Annotated in this window: 9 protein-coding genes; 8 read left to right on the top strand and 1 reads right to left on the bottom strand. The window is 33.8% G+C overall.

Features of this window, described 5'->3' with window-relative positions; genetic code table 11:
• The first annotated feature begins 70 nt into the window (after positions 1–70).
• The 5 genes from Q0L29_RS06000 to Q0L29_RS05980 all read left to right on the top strand — a co-directional run bounded on the left by Q0L29_RS06000 (position 71) and on the right by Q0L29_RS05980 (position 6,621).
• The gene (locus Q0L29_RS06000; RefSeq protein ID WP_296619931.1) at positions 71–532 is read left to right on the top strand and encodes a hypothetical protein; all 462 of its coding nucleotides are present in this window, start codon (positions 71–73) and stop codon (positions 530–532) included.
• 223 nt (positions 533–755) lie between these two features.
• Positions 756–2,615 (top strand): DNA topoisomerase IV subunit B, encoded by a 1,860-nt coding sequence (locus Q0L29_RS05995; protein ID WP_296619930.1) that lies wholly within the window; start codon positions 756–758, stop codon positions 2,613–2,615.
• Between the two features lie 83 nt (positions 2,616–2,698).
• Positions 2,699–5,296 (top strand): DNA gyrase/topoisomerase IV subunit A, encoded by a 2,598-nt coding sequence (locus Q0L29_RS05990; protein WP_296619929.1) that lies wholly within the window; start codon positions 2,699–2,701, stop codon positions 5,294–5,296.
• Positions 5,297–5,302: 6 nt separating this feature from the next.
• The gene (locus tag Q0L29_RS05985; RefSeq protein WP_296619927.1) at positions 5,303–5,995 is read left to right on the top strand and encodes an RNA methyltransferase; all 693 of its coding nucleotides are present in this window, start codon (positions 5,303–5,305) and stop codon (positions 5,993–5,995) included.
• Positions 5,995–6,621 (top strand): ElyC/SanA/YdcF family protein, encoded by a 627-nt coding sequence (locus tag Q0L29_RS05980; protein ID WP_296619925.1) that lies wholly within the window; start codon positions 5,995–5,997, stop codon positions 6,619–6,621. The genes Q0L29_RS05985 and Q0L29_RS05980 overlap by 1 nt, the downstream gene beginning before the upstream one ends.
• 63 nt (positions 6,622–6,684) lie before the next feature.
• Here Q0L29_RS05980 and Q0L29_RS05975 read toward each other — a convergent pair whose 3' ends face one another.
• Positions 6,685–8,091, bottom strand: a complete 1,407-nt coding sequence (locus Q0L29_RS05975; protein WP_296619923.1) for an alpha-amylase — start codon at positions 8,089–8,091, stop codon at positions 6,685–6,687.
• 440 nt (positions 8,092–8,531) lie between these two features.
• On the opposite strand from Q0L29_RS05975, the gene Q0L29_RS05970 reads away from it, so the two are divergent.
• The 3 genes from Q0L29_RS05970 to Q0L29_RS05960 all read left to right on the top strand — a co-directional run bounded on the left by Q0L29_RS05970 (position 8,532) and on the right by Q0L29_RS05960 (position 18,483).
• The gene (locus Q0L29_RS05970) at positions 8,532–17,300 is read left to right on the top strand and encodes a S8 family serine peptidase (protein WP_367275754.1); all 8,769 of its coding nucleotides are present in this window, start codon (positions 8,532–8,534) and stop codon (positions 17,298–17,300) included.
• Between the two features lie 224 nt (positions 17,301–17,524).
• On the top strand, positions 17,525–17,917 hold the full coding sequence (locus Q0L29_RS05965) for a hypothetical protein (protein ID WP_296619922.1): 393 nt from the start codon (positions 17,525–17,527) through the stop codon (positions 17,915–17,917).
• Positions 17,914–18,483, top strand: a complete 570-nt coding sequence (locus Q0L29_RS05960; protein ID WP_296619920.1) for a pyridoxamine 5'-phosphate oxidase family protein — start codon at positions 17,914–17,916, stop codon at positions 18,481–18,483. The genes Q0L29_RS05965 and Q0L29_RS05960 overlap by 4 nt, the downstream gene beginning before the upstream one ends.
• The last annotated feature ends 27 nt before the right edge of the window (positions 18,484–18,510 follow it).

The raw sequence follows: 18,510 nt of genomic DNA, 5'->3' as shown, positions 1-18,510 counted from the left end.
AATAAAAACTTCCTTGAAAAAATGCTGAAATACTCGTGAATAAAATTAATTTTGCGAGCAAATAAAAATTATGGACAGGATTTCAAGAGCTTTTTTGATAGGTACTAGTATAGCTTATTTAGCTGTTTTATTTTACACTTATGCATATTTCGCTGAGTTATCTATTGTGAAAATCAATGTTTTAGATAATCAAATACAATTTAGTAATAACACTTTATTTTATACCGGGTTAATCATTCCTATTATAATTGTACTTATCTGCGTTGCGCTTGCTGTAGTTATAAAAAGCCAGCCTTATGGTCCCAAATTTTATTTTAAGAATGAAAAAGCAAGGAATACGCTAGCTACATGGGCTAGAAGTTTGGCCGGAACATTCAATTTATTTTTTGCTAGTTTGCTAACAGTATTTATTTTTGTCAATAATGAAGAAGGTATGACTCAGAGCGGTTATTTACCATTAATAATCCTTAGCTTATTGATTATATTTTTCTGGTTACTATGGTTACCTTTCATCTTGAGAAGAAATAAATAAATTTTTAAAATATTTTTCTTAATAATTAAGGCTTGTTTTTTCTAGCTTTAATTAACTCATATTCAAATATTTTCTTGGGTTTGCTTGATGTAAGACTTTATCTGTTCTAATGGCTTTTTATGCCTAATTTAAGGTAGAGTGAAATCCAAAAAGCTTTACAATTAGAAAAAGCTTTGTAATTTTAAAATTTGAGTAAGCATAAACTTTCAATCCGATAAAAGCGATGGCAGAATTTCAATATGACGAGGACAGTATAAAATCACTGGATTGGCGGGAGCATATTCGTATGCGTCCTGGTATGTATATCGGTAAGTTGGGAGACGGTTCTTCTCCTGATGACGGGATATATGTTCTGGTAAAAGAAGTGATTGATAACTCCATCGATGAACACATGATGGGATTTGGTAAAACGATAGAAATAAAAATAACCGACCAAAGGGTGGAGGTAAGAGATTATGGAAGAGGAATTCCCCTTGGAAAAGTGGTGGATTGTGTATCCAAAATCAATACAGGAGGTAAATACGATACAGGAGCTTTTCAAAAATCCGTGGGGCTAAATGGTGTTGGTACTAAAGCGGTCAATGCTCTTTCTAATTATTTTAAAGTTCAGGCTTATCGTGAAGGACAAACTAAAGTTGCTGAATTCCAAAGAGGTATTATTTCAAATGATTCTGCTGTGACTTCTTCAAGTGGCAGAAATGGGACTTTGATAGCTTTCGAACCAGATGAGACTGTTTTTAAAAATTACCATTTCATTCCGGGTTTTTTGGAAGAGCAGATGTGGAATTATGCTTTCCTTAATTCTGGATTGACGATTAATTTTAATGGAGAAAAATTTCATTCCGCCAATGGATTAAAAGATTTATTAGATAGAAAATCAGATGAAGAAACTAATCGCTATCCAATAATTCATCTTAAAGGTGAGGATATTGAAATGGCGATGACACACGCTAATCAATATGGTGAGGAATACTATTCTTTCGTAAACGGACAAAATACTACGCAGGGAGGAACACACTTGGTAGCCTTCAAGGAAGCTATAGTAAAAACTATTCGTGATTTTTACGGCAAAAACTATGACCCTTCAGACATCAGACAGGCCATAGTAGCTGCCATTGCGGTTCGTGTACAGGAACCAGTTTTTGAATCTCAAACGAAAACAAAATTAGGTTCTCAGAATGTGGCGCCTGATGGACCGACCATGCGAACTTTCATCAATGATTTCGTGAAGAAAGCATTGGATGATTTTCTGCATAGAAATCCTAAAACGGCTGAAGCCATTCAAAAAAGGATTATGCAGTCTGAGCGGGAACGTAAAGACATGGCGGGTATTAAAAAATTAGCTAATGAAAGAGCAAAAAAGGCTAATCTGCATAATAAGAAATTAAGAGATTGCCGAGTGCATTATGATGATCCTAAACACGATAGAAAGGATGACACTATGATTTTCATCACGGAGGGAGATTCTGCCTCAGGTTCTATCACCAAATCACGTGATGTGCAAACACAAGCCGTATTTAGTTTAAGAGGTAAGCCATTAAACTGCTATGGTAAAACCAAGAAGCTGGTATATGAAAATGAGGAATTCAATCTTTTACAACATGCATTAAATATAGAAGAAGGTTTAGAAGGACTCCGCTACAGAAAAGTGATTATCGCTACTGATGCCGATGTGGATGGAATGCATATTCGTTTGCTTTTAATGACATTCTTCCTTCAATTTTTCCCTGATTTAGTGCGTGATGGACATTTATATATTTTGGATACTCCTTTATTTAGGGTAAGAAATAAAAAGGAAACCATTTATTGCTATTCAGATGAAGAAAGAAGGAGAGCGATACAAAAAATTGGAAAAGCAGCAGAAATTACCCGATTCAAAGGATTAGGGGAGATTTCACCAGAGGAATTTGGCGAGTTTATCAATGAAAACATCAAGTTAGACCCAATTATCTTAAGCAATCAAACGAAGATAAAAGACCTCTTGACTTTCTATATGGGAACGAATACCATGGAAAGACAGCAGTTTATTATTGATAAATTGAGGGTAGAGAAAGATCTGGAAGAGGAATTGGCTGAGGTTTGATTTAATTGAATAAATATTGCAGTATCTAAGTGATATTGTATTCTAAGGAAAAAATATAAGAATATCGTCTTTGATTAATTTAAATGGAAGAAAATAACGAAAATAACGAACCAAACAACAACCAAAACGGAGAGGGTAAGGATAAATTACATAATGTAATTGCCGTATCGGGTATGTACGAAAACTGGTTTTTGGATTATGCTTCTTATGTAATCCTTGAGCGAGCAGTACCTGCCAATGAAGATGGTTTTAAGCCTGTTCAGAGACGTATCATGCATGCCATGAAGGAAATGGATGATGGGCGTTTTAATAAAGTGGCTAACATCATTGGGCAAACTATGCAATATCACCCTCATGGTGATGCTTCCATTGGGGATGCTATGGTGAACATGGGGCAAAAAGACATTCTAATTGAAACTCAGGGAAACTGGGGAGATATCAGAACAGGTGACAGCTCAGCTGCTCCGCGTTATATTGAAGCAAGACTTTCCAAATTTGCTTTAGATGTAGTTTTCAATCCTCAAACTACAGAATGGCAATTATCTTATGATGGTCGTAAAAAAGAGCCTGTTACTTTACCTGTAAAATTTCCATTGCTATTAGCACAAGGAGTTGAAGGTATTGCCGTAGGTCTTTCTACCAAAATACTTCCTCACAACTTCTGCGAGTTAATTAAAGCATGTATAGATGTATTAAAGAATAAAAAAATTGAGATCTATCCTGATTTCCCGACAGGGGGAATGGCAGATTTCACTGACTACAATAAAGGTTTAAGAGGTGGAAAAATCAGGGTTAGAGCTAAAATTGAAGAAGGCGAAAAGCGTACCCTTTTAATCAAAAATATTCCATTTGGTACCACAACCACAGGCTTGATTGAATCTATCATCAAAGCGAATGATAAGGGTAAAATCAAAGTGAAAAAAGTGGTGGATAATACCGCCAAAGATGTTGAAATTGAAGTGCAATTGGCGTCTGGTCAATCACCTGATATCACCATTGATGCATTATATGCCTTTACAGACTGTGAAGTATCTATTTCTCCCAATGCTTGCGTGATTATTGAGGATAAGCCTATCTTCTTACCAGTTGATGAGATTCTAAATAAAAATGTTGAGGATACGCTTCAACTTTTAGAGCGTGAATTGGAAATCAGAAGAGGGGAGTTGATGGAAAAAATCCTATTCTCTTCTTTAGAAAAAATATTCATAGAGAACAGAATTTACCGAAACATTGAAGAATGTGAAACCTGGGAAGCTGTTTTAGAAACAATAGATAAAGGTTTAGAGCCATTTAAACCACAGTTTTACAGAGAAATCACACAGGATGACATTATCCGCTTAACGGAAATTAAGATTAAGAGAATTTCCAAGTTTGATAAGTTCAAGGCTGATGAATTGATGCGCAAGTTGGAGGATGAATTGGCTCAGGTAGAGCATCACTTGAAGAATCTGACAGAATATGCTATTGATTATTATAAAGGTTTATTAGAGAAATACGGTAAAGGAAGAGAGCGTAAAACGGAAATTAAGAGTTTTGATAATATTCAAGCTCATACTGTTGCAGCAAACAACCAAAAGCTCTATGTCAACAGGGCAGAAGGCTTCATTGGTTATGGAATGAAGAAAGATGAGTATGTGACCGATTGCTCAGATTTGGATGATGTGATTGCCTTTAAGCGTGATGGAACTTATAAAGTTGTTCGAATTGACGAGAAGGTATTCGTAGGAAAAGATATAATCCATGTAGATATTTTCCGTAAGAATGATGAGCGAAGGGTTTATAATACAGCTTATTTGGATGGAAAAACGGGTCGAACTATGGTGAAAAGATTCCAGGTCTTATCCGTAACTCGCGATAGAGATTATGACCTTTCCAAAGGAGCAAAAGGCTCCAAAGTATTATATCTGGAAGCTAGACCTAATGGCGAATCTGAAGTAATCAATGTGAAATTATCTAATTCTTGCCGAGCTAGAGTTAAAGTGTTTGATTTTGATTTTGCGGAATTGGAAATTAAAGGCAGAGGAGCCGGAGGAAATATATTAACCAAATACCCTGTAAAGAAAATCGAGTTTAAGTTACTTGGAGAGAGTAGCTTTGGTGGATTAAAAATTTATTACGATCAATCTGTAGGCAAATTGAATACAGATGAAAGAGGGCAATTAATAGGTTCATTCCATGGAGACGATAATGTTTTAGTCATTTATAAAGATGGTTCCTATGAATTAAGCAATTATGAACTTACCAATAGATTTGATGGTGAAAAGGTAGAGTTAATTGAGAAATTCGATCCTAATAAAGTTATTTCGAGTGTTTACTTTGATGGGGCCTCAAAAAACTATTTTGTAAAGCGTTTCCAAATTGAAACTCGAACCATGAATAAGCCTTTTGTATTTATTTCAGAGCATAAGAAATCGACCTTAACAGTTGTGAGTACTGATAAAGACCCACAATTAGAGGTAGAATTCCGCAAAGGAAAAGGTAGGGAAAAGGAATCTGCTACATATGATTTTGATATGCTGATAGATGTTAAAGGATGGAAAGCGATTGGAAATAAACTTTCTCAATATGATGTCACTAAGGTGAAATTATTAGAAAGTAAGAAAGAAGAAAAAGAATACAGGACAGGAGATTCAGTCGAATTTGATGTTGATGATGATAAAGAACAGCTAGGCTTATTCTAAAGGAAAATGGAAGCCCAATTAAATCATTTTTTAACTCAAAAGTTTGGTGAATTTCTATCCAATGAAAGAAAGCAGTTTATTGAATCTGTTTTAGAAAATCGAACAGATTATATCAGAGTGGTTCTGGAAGATATTCGTGATCCTCATAATGCCAATGCTATTATTCGATCGGGAGAATGTCTGGGTATTCAGCATTACCACATCATAGAAAATGAAAATGTATTTAAACTAGGTAGGGGTGTGAGTAGGGGAGCTATCAAATGGGTAGATGTTCATCAATATCCTGAAAGTAAAACCCCCACCGCTGATGTCCTTCATGATTTAAAATCAAAAGGCTATAAAGTAGTGGTCACTAGTCCTAATAATGAAGCATGTGCACCTGAAGAATTGTCTTTAGATCAGCCAATTGCTATTGTAATGGGGAATGAACGAGATGGCATTAGCGAAGAAACAAAAGCTTTGGCAGATGAATTTGTTCGTTTACCTATGCATGGTTTTACAGAAAGCTATAATGTATCCGTTGCAGCGGGCATCACATTCTACAGTTTAGTCAGCAAAATAAGGTCATTCGTAGAAAATTGGCAATTTGATGATCTAACCAAAGCAAATTACCGTTTGCAGTGGTATAAAAAATGTATGGCAAGACCTGACGATTATGAAAAGTTTTTCGTTAAGGCATTTGAATCAGAAAAAACATAATGATTAAATTCTTCATTCGTCTTGGCTTATTTCTATTAATATCTGCTATTGTATTTGCTATATTTTCTAATGTATTTATTATTTCTAAAACCAGTAAATACATCTATGAGGATATTGATTCTATTCCTGAAAAAAAAATAGCTTTGGTTTTGGGTACTAGTAAAAGAAATATGAAAGGGGAAGCCAACAGTTTTTTCGATAACAGAATGGACGCAGCAGCTCAACTTTTTCATAAAGGAAAGGTAAAAGGCTTATTGTTGAGCGGTGATAATAGAACTCGTTATTACAATGAGCCCAGTGATATGAAAAAATCATTGATGAAAAAAGGTGTTCCAGAAAGTGCTATTTCTATTGATACTGCTGGTTTAAGTACCATAGAAAGCGTCTATCGATGTAAAGAAGTTTTTAATCATCATGATGTAGCTATTATTACTCAGGAATTCCACGCCTTCAGAGCATTATATATTAGTCAATATTATGAAATGGATGCCATAGCATATCCCGCAGCGGAAGTTCCTGTTTATTCATCCACAAGAGTTACTATTAGAGAATTCTTCGCCCGTCCTAAAGCATTACTTGATTTATATATACTGAATTCTCTTTTAGACTTTGAAAGGGGAGATTAAATTCCAATTAATATAAAAAAGCCACCCACTATATAGCAGATGACTTTTGAACGGTAAAAAAAATTATTTTAAGGACCATACAGTATAGCTATTTGGTGGACACTGGATTTTTACCCACTGATCATTTTGAGTGGTAGGTTCCCAATTAGAATTACCTGTATAATCTTTAATTATAGAACTCCCCCAATTAGTAGGTACCCATCTTTCCAACCATTGATTAGAATCATTTAAGTAAACCACTATTCCTGGGTTACCATTTCTTCGGGCTACATATTCATCGTTATCTGCATAAAGAATATCGGTTCCACCAGTGGCTAAATTTCTATGAATCCACATCAAATTATCTAATTTATCTTGATCTAACCATTCTTCATAATCTTGATAGAATAGGGTAGGATATCCTTCATGAGTGAAGATATAGGCATATGCATGCATTTTATCCCATATTTCATCTGTGTCATGATTAGTCACGAAAGTTACAGCCTTAGCAGCATCTCTTTTCCAAAGCATATCACCTTGTAGTTTAGTAAGGTCATTGCCATCAAAAGCCTCATCCATTCTGTAATAGCATGCAAAATCAAAAGCTGAAGCAGTTCTATTGGTGCTGTTTACCCAATCCTGTAAAAGCTGAGCATTTCCATCCCAATATTCACCTACTGCAAAACCTCCAACATTGTACATCCATTCACGGACTACCCAGCCGCCAAAACCTTTAACATAATCAAATCTCCAGCCATCGAAACCTAATTCATCTCTATAGTATTTACCTACACCATCACTACGGTTCCAAAGCCAATCCTGAACATAAGGTACAGAATGACTTAAATCAGGGAAACCTCCGAATACGCCTTCATCATTCTCTACAATATTATTTGGATGAAAATCACTAGCAGATCTGTAGAATTTACCTGAAGCTGGATTAAAATCAGTATAGGTTTCAGTTCCAGTAAATGAATTGTTTTCCAAGTCTCCACCGCTATTATGATTTAATACAATATCTGCATAGACCTCAATATCATAAAGGTGAGCCGTGCTGATCAAACTTTCCAATTCTGATCGTGAGCCAAAGCGAGTTTCAATGGAACCTTGTTGATCATAATCTCCGAAATCAAAGTAATCAAATGGATCATATCCCATGGAGTATCCACCATTCATAGCTTTTGAAACAGGGGGGAGCCAAATAGCACTAATGCCTGCCGCATCCCATTCCGGAATTTTATTTTCAATAGTTTGATACCATGTACCACCAGCCGGTACATCCCAATAGAATGCCTGCATTATTATTCCGCCTCCAGGACCTGGATTTCTTTGGTTTGAATTATCATTTTCGCTGGTTCCACCCGAAAAGGGATCTGTTGCTTTTTTGGTCGAGTGTATTCGCTGTTCTTCTATCTTATTACCATCCGAACAAGATATAATTATTACCATAAGAAATAATCCAATAAAGGGTTTTGCAATTAATCGTTTCATAAAATATAATATTTGGTTAAAAATCTAATTAAAGTAATAAAAAACTATAAAAGAAAAGATAATCAAACTATAATTCCGAAAACGTTTGCGGTTTCGATTGCAAATAAATTTTATTTTAAAACTTATTTACACAGTTTGTTTAATGGAAAAATCATAATTATATGTATTTATTTATATATTTTACAAAAAGATCTAACGTTTAATTACAACTTTATTAACATTTGTAAATGTTTTTGTTGTTTAATATTTTGGAAAGAAAAGGATTGCATAATTTTTAAATAAAAGAAAAATTCTAAATTGTATACAATATATTCATGTACCTTATTGGGCCGTTTGTCTAAAAAAATAGAAAAAAATTATTTTTTACCGAAAATATCCATATTATTGCGTTTTGCATATATTAAATATAAATCATTTTAGTAACTTAACTTTTTTCACTATTGACCAAAATAGCTTCCTCCGTTCAATTGTTTATTAAAACATTTATTTATTTAAGTTTTTTAATTTTTTGTTTCAGTAACCAAATTCATGCTCAAAGCCTTAAATTTAAAGTAAAGCTTGAGCGAAATTTTACCCAAACCTTTGAAACCCTAAAACAAAGTAAATCCTCCAATGGCTATATTGAATATGGAATTCCAGAATTGGATTCATTAAATGAAAGGTTTAAAGTTATTCGGATGGAAAGACTTTTTAAGTCATCTCCTCAATTTGAAAATCGTCATCGTGAAGCCGGGCTACATAGGTGGTATGAAATAGTGGTAGACAGGAATGCAATTGAATCAAGTGAAGAATTCTGTGTACAAAGTTATCAAGATTGTAACTTCATAAGTACTGCAGAACCTTTTTATGAAAAAGTTTATGTGGATAATTATGATCATGCAGAGGATTATGAGATTATTCAAAATCCAGAATCCTATTTAATTGATTCGAATGATCCTTTATTAGATCAGCAATGGCATTATGAAAATACAGGCCAAACAGGAGGTACAGCTGGAGCTGATATTAATTTGAAAAATGCATGGGCTATTGAGTCAGGAGATTCATCTGTAGTTGTTGCAATTATTGATGGTGGTGTAGATGTAGATCACCAAGATTTACAACCTAATATGTGGCAAAATGATGCGGAAATCTATGGTGTGGATGGAGTAGATGATGATGGTAATGGATATATAGACGATAAATATGGATATAATTTTGGTGACAATAGTGGTACTATAAATGCCTCAGATCATGGTACGCATGTGGCTGGTACAGTAGGGGCGGTTAATAATAATGGAATTGGCGTTAGTGGTGTTGCTGGTGGATCGGGTAATGGTGATGGGATCAGAATGATGTCATGTGCTGTTTTTGGAGATTATGGAACCAATGGTTTTGATGAAGCTTTTATTTATGCAGCGGATAATGGAGCCGTAATTGCACAAAATAGTTGGGGTTATACTTCACCTGGTGTTTTTGAACAATCAGTATTGGACGCAATTGATTATTTCATTGCAAATGCCGGACGTGATGAATACGGTAATGTGGTTGGCCCACTAGATGGAGGTATTGTAATCTTTGCTTCAGGAAATTCAAATAGTTCAGCTGATTATTACCCAGGTTTTTATCCACCTGTATTATCTGTTTCATCAACTGATCATAATGACATAAAATCATCATTTTCGAATTATGGAGATTGGGTAGATATTGCGGCTCCCGGGTCTAATGTTTTGAGTACATTTCCAAATAATAACTATTCTTCAATTTCAGGCACTAGCATGGCTTGTCCTCACGTGTCTGGAGTGGCGGCATTAATTGTTTCACAATATCCAGATTTAACTAATGATGGACTATGGAATATTCTTACAAACACAACAGACAATATTAATGATTTAAACTCTGGTTTTATGGATCAATTAGGTAGTGGAAGACTAAATGCTTTTACTGCTCTACAAAGTAATGATGGAATTCCTCCTTCAGCAATAGATGATTTAAGCTTTATTGACGCTGAACCCACCAAAATTACTATTAACTGGACGGCTCCAGGTGGTAGTGATACAGTAGGTGTAGCCAGTGAGTATGATGTAAGATATTCAACTTCCATTATAGATAGTGCTAATTTTGATTCAGCAGATTCAATCACAAATTTACCATATCCATTACCCTATGGTGAATCTCAAAATTTTACGCTTACTGACTTAAATCCTCTTACGACTTATTTTATAGCAATAAAGAGTAAAGATTTTTATGGAGAAACTTCTAGTATTTCAAATGTATTAACTGCTTCTACTACAGATGTGCCAATCATCAGAATTGAACCCGATAGTTTATATGCTGATATGTTATCAGGTGACAGCATCACTCAAACATTGACCGTTTTTAACGATGGAAACTACCCACTGAGTTTTGAGGTAGGAAATGCAAATTACGAGTCCCTTAATATTTCTAAAATAAATTTTGAAAGTACTCAACATCAATCTTTTCAAACCAAGAGTTATGTTTCGAATAGATCTGGTTTATTCAATTTATCTGACTCAATTGATGGAGATATAATTTATGAAAATGATTTTGAAGGAGATGTGTCTGATTGGACAATTGAAGTTTATTCAGGAGATGATTTATGGCATTTAACAGATGTAAATTCTAGCAGCCCGGTTAATAGTTGGAATTGTGCAATAGCAGGTGGAACTGACTATGATACAGGAAATAGAATTAATTCAGCCGTTGTTTCACCTGAAATTACCTTAAATTCTATTAGCCAAGATTCAATTTTTCTAACTTTTAGAGAAAGTTACCAGACAGAAGGTGGTTGGGATTATTGTATGGTTGATATAACGACTGACAATGGTGCTAATTGGCAGCCATTAAGAGGAACAGCTAGTGCTAATTCGGCTCCAAATGGTAACTCAAATGGGTGGATAACTTCAAAATATGATTTAAGTAACTACCAAGGAGAAACTGTAAAATTACGTTTCTATTTCGACACAAAAGATGGACAAGCACAAAATTATCCGGGATGGTTTTTCGATGATGTAATTGTTTATGCAGGCAAGCCCAAGTGGCAAAGTGTTTCATTACAGTCTGCCGTGGTTAATCCAGGGAGTAGTATAGAATTAAATGTGATTTTCAATTCTAAGAATTTACCTTCAGGGAATTATAAAGACAGTCTTGTTTTTATAAGCAACGACCCCTATAATCCTACATTAAATATCCCTACTGAAATTGATGTAACCGGTGCTCCAGGTATAGAACTAAGTACCATGGAATTAAATTATGATTCTTTATTTATAACTGACACTTTGAAGAAGACGGTGCAAATCAGAAGTATTGGAACGGATACTCTACTAATTTCTGATATCACTTTAAATTCTGAGAATTTTAAAATTGATTCCACTTCTTTGGCATTAGCAGCAGGTTCAGATTACGAATTAGAAGTCAGTTTTTTACCCAAAACTATTGGAGCATTAAAGGATACACTAAAGATTTTTTCAAATGATTCTATAACGCCTATTTTGACTGTAAATTTAATGGGATATGGTGTTGAACCACCAGTTATGTCAGTTTCACCCGATAGTGTTGAGGTAAATTTAATGACTAATGATAGCACTGTTCAATACATAACAATAGACAATACAGCAGGAGGTAGTAGTTTGTATGTTGGGTTGGATAAAATTTATGGGATTAGTGAAATAAACGGCATGAATTTCTCGAGTTATGATTATGCTAATTCACATGATAATAGAGAAAGTATTCCAATTAAACATAATAAAAATGTTGCTTCCGTAGAAAAAAACATTTTAGTGATTCAAAATAAATTGGCGTGGGGAGTTGATATGGTTGACTTCATTTATTCGCAAACTAATATAACAGCCATCGGAATATTATCATCAGATTTGGGCAATTATGATTTAAGTAATATTGATCTTATCATTACGACTGGTGACCAAACTACGCAGTATTATGATGACTTAACAACTCAAGTTGCTAAGTTAGAAGGATTTGTTAATAACGGTGGAGTAATTCAGTATCAAGTTGCAACTCAGGGAGAGGACGTACAACTTGTAGGAGGGGTTGGTGCCATTAATGGCAATAGTGAAAATTTCAATATTGTAATAGACAGTCTACATCCAATTGTTACAAGCTTACCTCAGCTTTTAGAGGGGAGTTCAGCTAATCATAATTATTTAATTAATCTTCCTGGCAATGCAGATGAAATTATTAGAACAGAAATCAGCGATGTAGCTACACTTGTAGAATATCAATTTGGTTCGGGTAAGGTAATCGCTACTGGTATGACTGTGGAATTTTTATATAGTTATGGAGGTTTTAATTCTTCTCCAATATTAGGCCAAATTTTAAGCTATTCTTTAGAAACATCAGGATTTGATTGGCTTAAAGTTGATGTTTTAAATGATACTATACCAATGGGTAGCTCTAAAGATATCGCTCTAAACTTTAATTCAACAGGACTATTAGGAGGGATTTATAATGCTGAAATAACTATAAACAGTAATGATCCTGTTACGACTACTAAAAAGATTCCAATTACAATGGATGTAACAGGTATTCCTGAAATAAGTATCAGTAAAGACACCTTATCTTTTGGAAATATCTTTTTGGGACAATCAATTAAGAAATCATTGATAATAAATAATTCAGGATCCGATCTGTTAGAGATTAATTCAATTAATAGCAGTAGTTCTGATTATGCCATAGATAGTACTAATTTTAATTTGGCTCCTGGTCAATCAATTGAATTAGGTATTACCTATTCACCTACAGTGGAAGGGGTAAATAATATTGATTTGGAAATTTCAAGTAATGATTCAAGCAGCCTCACTAGTATAGTAAAACTTTTAGGTGAAGGGTTAATACCACCTCAAATTAATGTTGATCCGGATAGTCTAAGTATAGCATTGAATAGTGGAGATAGCACAATAGAAAATTTAGTGATTGATAATAGTTTAGGAGGTAGCATTTTAAATTGGCAAATCGATGTCATTAATATTAATGCACAACCTAATAATTATGTAGACTTCAATCAAAATTTAAATGAAGGCGTAAATAATAACAATGAAACGACTTCTAATAGAGTGGTAGATAATATGCCGTTGGTAGCTGGTGAGTTTACTGCGTTAAATAATTCACCTGTTGCTTTAACCGCAGTATCTATCAATTCAGATCGAACTATTATTTATGCTTTTGAAAATAATGGAAATAATTTTTACCAATATTCTATTGAAAATGAAGTATGGTCGAGTCTTACTTCAAGTCCAGTAAGTAGTGGAAATAACGGAGGAGCAGTTGAGTTAAACGGGAAAATTTACCATTCTTTTACACAGAATTCTCAACTCGCAGTTTATGATATTTCAACCGATAGCTGGAGTACAATCACCTCACCACTATCAACAGGTAATATAGCTTCTGATGGTGATTATTTATATTTAGTTAATAACTCTTCCTTATACAGATTTGATCCAAATGCATCTGATTTTGTGGAAATGGCATCACCAGGTGTCTATTTTACCTCTTGGGGTGGACTTGAATATTACGATGGTTATTTATATAGTCATACGGGAGATGGTAGTACTAATTTTGCACGATACAATATTTTAAATAATGCATGGGAGTTATTAGCTAATATTCCGGGAGGAGCAGTATTAGCATCCGCAATGGATCCTTATAATGGTAAATATTATACCTATGGAAGTTATGGTGGAAACAATTGGTACGAATACAATATTGATAGCGCGCAATGGAATGTAAGTTCAATTCCATTATTTATTATCAGCGATGGTGGTATGATTTTTAGTAATAAAGGTGCTAAGAATGGAATTTATTTTGTACAAGGAGAAAATGGCCTTGGCTTTGGATTATTTGAAACAGATTTAGGAGCTCAATGGCTAAGTGCAAATAAAATAAACGGTCAAGTAAATGCTGGAGAATCTGAGATTGTGGAATTAACAATAGATGCTTCTGAATTAAATGGTGGTAATTACCTTACAGAAGTTATAATATCCAATAATGATCCAGAAAATGAAGTCGTAAAAGTACCCGTAAATTTAGAAGTAACTGGTGAACCTACTTTGTTTGCCCATTCGGATAGCTTAGTATTTGATCCAATCTTTGTAGGGCAATCAAATTCAAAATCAATTTTAGTTGAAAACGTAGGAACAGATTTACTTACCGTATCTGATGTTAGCTTCGATAATAATGATTTTTCCGTGGATGTTTCTTCATTTGAATTAAGTCCAAATGAAAGCATTTCACTAACAATTGAATATTTACCGACTACAGAAGGTAATAATCTCAACCAATTAATTTTCACTAGTAATGATGTAGTGAATAGTCCTACTTCCATTGAATTATTTTCTACCGCTAGTTTGCCTCCAGTGATTAATATACTAGAGGATAGTCTCTCTGAAACATTAGAGCAAAATAATGTAAGTACACAGACTATCAATATAGATAATACGACAGGAGGATCAGATTTAAATTTTGAATTATCTCAATTCAGTGTGAGTACTACTTCTGCTGCTATAAATTCAGAAGTATTTAGGGGAGAAGAGGTGAACCAAAACACGAAAAAGACTGAAGAAGCTTTTAGCGAGCATGATATTTACCAGCAGCCAAGAGATTCAAAAGTGAAAAGCCTTTATTCTCAAGATATTAATCTTGCTGATCTGCTAACAAGATTGGATACTGCTCATAATAATTTAACTAATTTAATACCTGATAATTATTTATTTTCTAATGGGTTTACGGGGACCAATATTTCTGACGGAGGTGGAGATATGTATGACGGAGGAAACCGCTTAAGTACTGATTTTGGAGGCGATATATATTATTCAAACAACCTGATTGACAGTAGTATTTATTTGGATAACAATAATTATTTCACTGCTAAGTATGATGGGCTATTTATATTTTCAGCAGATGTATCAGCAGTAAATAGTTTTAGTATAAATGGTAACTTAGGAGCAGATGGTTCCGGTTCAGTAGATGGAGCAGTAATTGAAATGACTAAAAATGGCAAAAACTATGTAGGTTTTGTTAAAAGAGTATATAATGCTTATGATCCTTCTGTAAATCATTTGATTATAGTTGAAGATAATGGTCTTGTAAATCATGAATTTAGTACTGATACTAATAATGACTTTCACAGATTAAATAATTTAACGGATATCAATAATCTCCATCATTTATTGTTTGCAGGAACTAGTGGTAAATATTATGATAATACCGTCATGACAAATGTAATGGAAGCTTATTTAGATTTAATTGATACCAAAGCGAGTTGGTTAACTATGGAGCCATCTGAAGGAACTGTTCCTGCAGGTCAACAAATGGAAATAGCGGTTAACTATAATGCTAATCATTTGGAAATTGGTAATTATAATGCTCAAATAACGGTAAATCATAATGATCCTACTCAACCACAGATTGATTTGCCAGTATCACTAAATGTAATAGAGGAAGTGATCAATGAAGCACCTATTATTGCTGACCAAATATTCAGAATAGCGGAAAACCCTTTTTCAAATGAGATTGTAGGTCAAATTCAGGCAAGTGATATTAATGAAGATTCTTTAAGCTATAGAGTTTTAAATAGTTCTGCAGCTGGTGCCTTTAGGTTATCGACCTCTGGTATTTTAAGTGTTGATGATTCTACATTGGTAGATTTTGATCTCCATAATGTAATCGATTTAAGCATAGAGGTTAGTGATGGTGATTTGCAGGATACTGCAGTAGTAAGTGTCATCATTGAAGAAGTTATCATAAATGAAGCCCCTGTAATAAATGATCAAACATTTAGAATAGATGAAAATAGTCCTAATGGAAGTCTCATCGGACAATTAGTAGCCTTTGATCCAAATCAAGATGGTTTAATTTTTAGTATGACCTCATCAGAATATGGGGATGCAATAGCATTAAACACCTCAGGCATTCTTACAATTGCTGATTCAGCCTTTTTCGATTATGAAAGTAATATGTTATTGGACTTTTATGTAACCGTATTCGATGGAGAGTATACGGATTCTGCTGAAGTTACCATCATAATCAACGATGTGTTAGAAAATACAGCTCCTAATATAACTGGTCAAGGATTTGAAATCAATGAAAACAGCCCGCTAGGAACTGAAATTGGGAGCATTGTAGCAAACGATCCGCAGAACGATAATTTGAGTTATAGTTTAAATTATTCAAATATAGAAGGTGCAGTTGCATTGAGTACAACAGGAATACTGACAGTATCAGATTCTTCTATATTTGATTATGAAAGCACTTCTTCCTTTGAAATTGGAGTGAATGTTTCAGATGGAGAGTTTATTGATTCTGCCGTCATAACTATCACCATACTTGATGTAGTTGAGAATACATCACCAACTATTAATGATCAAGAATTTGAAATCAATGAAAATAGTCCAATAGGAACTGAAATTGGGAGCATTATTGCAAATGATGTGGAGAACGATAGTTTGAGTTATAGCTTAAATTATTCAAATATAGAAGGGGCGGTTGCTATAAGCACATCGGGTATGCTAACAGTGGCTGATTCATCTATATTTGATTATGAAAGTATTACTTCCTTTGAAATTGGAGTGAATGTTTCTGACGGAGAGTTTACGGATTCAGCAGTTATAGTCATTACAATTCTTGATGTAAATGAAAACACTGGACCGACCATTAATAATCAAACATTTGAAGTTGAAGAGAATACAGTTATAGGCTTTGAAATTGGAGAACTTGTAGCCAATGACTCAGATAATGATTCTTTATCTTTTGTAATTGTTAATGCCCAGATTGAGGGTGCTTTTAGTCTAAGTGAAAATGGAGTATTAAGTGTTTTAGACTCATCCTTAATTAATTTTGAAACTCATAATTCAATTGTAATTATAGTAGAAGTATCGGATGGATTATTAACTGATGAAGGTATTATTACAATAGAAGTAATTGAAGTAGAGGATGAAGTTTTAGGAAATCAGATAATGAAAAATAATTTATCTCTATATCCAAATCCTGTAAGAGACGAATTGGTTGTTAATTACGATTTTCAAAATAAAACCCATAATTTATATTTAATTGATTTGACTGGTAGAAGAGTTGAAATTGATTTTAATAATAATGGAGGACAGGTAAATATTAACACCAATAATCTGGCTGCAGGAGTGTATCAATTGATTATTAAAGATGGAAATGATTTACATCAAGCAAGATTTATCAAACAATAATTAAATAATTTGTAAATGGAATTCAGTTGATAATTGTCAGCTGAATTCCATTTTTTATTTCAGAACCATTTATTTTTCAACAAAATAAAAAGCTTGTAGTTACCTACTAAAATTTATAAATGGAAACTACTTAGTCACTTCAAATTAAACCCCCAAATTTTAAAACTCATATCTTCACTAAAGATTATGAATCTCCTTATGAGGAATCTCAAATATGGGATTGGTTGAATGATCCAAAAACGTTTATTGACAATCAAACCTGGCCATTTAGAGTTGAGTTTTTGCGAAACGAAAATCAAAAACACGATTTTGATAAAGGTGTTCTGAATACACATCATGGTCCAATGTTATCATTGGCTGGTGAAATAGGAGAGCTTACTCCTCATTACCGCGATTTGCAATATTATTATGGTAGCTATGTTTTTTCATTTAGATTAGTACGACCATTCCGTTTAGAGTTTTGGACAGAAGATAGGGGAGACAAACGTATTTTAAAAATGCAGTTGAGTTCTTATGTTGCTCCGTCTTTTTATAAAATCTGGAATTGGGGACAAAATATTTTTTGGAATCGATTTGGTAAATGGATGAACAAAAATATCAAAAAGAGAAATTCATGAGTTTAATTGAATCAACAGATAGCTTAGATAATATAAAAATTTCGATGCTTAATGCTCTAAACAGAGCAGGGAATGATAGTAAATCTGCTTTTCGGTTTATAATATTAAATACCATATCAGAAGGATTTCCAAATTCCAGATATGTAGTATTGAGAAAATTTAAAACTGAAACTAAAGAATTATTTTTTTACACAGATTTGAGATCAAACAAAATAAATGAGATAAAAGAAAATCCCATTGTTTCTGTTTTAGCCTATGATAAGCAAAAAAAATGTCAGATAAAATTGAAGGGAAAGATTAGCATCCATCATCAGGACGAGCTAACCGCTGAACATTGGAATTCACTTCAGGGCGGAAAAGAATCTTACAATAACGAAAAGCAGCCAGGGAAAGAGGTTGATTCTTTGGAAGATGCCCATCAAATGAAGAATGTGTATGATGATGAAAATTTTGCTATGCTAGCTTTAAAAGTTTCGCAAGCTGAAATTCTCCAATTGAATGGAGATGGTCATATTAGAGCATTATTTGATTTTGAAAAGGATACCAAAAGTTATTTGGTACCCTAAAAGGAAAAGGCTGCCTCAGAGATTTCT

The organism is Marivirga sp., assembly GCF_024636815.1.
Classification (GTDB): domain Bacteria; phylum Bacteroidota; class Bacteroidia; order Cytophagales; family Cyclobacteriaceae; genus Marivirga.
Note: the sequence above shows the minus strand (reverse complement) of the source record. Positions and strands in the feature narration are given on the sequence as shown.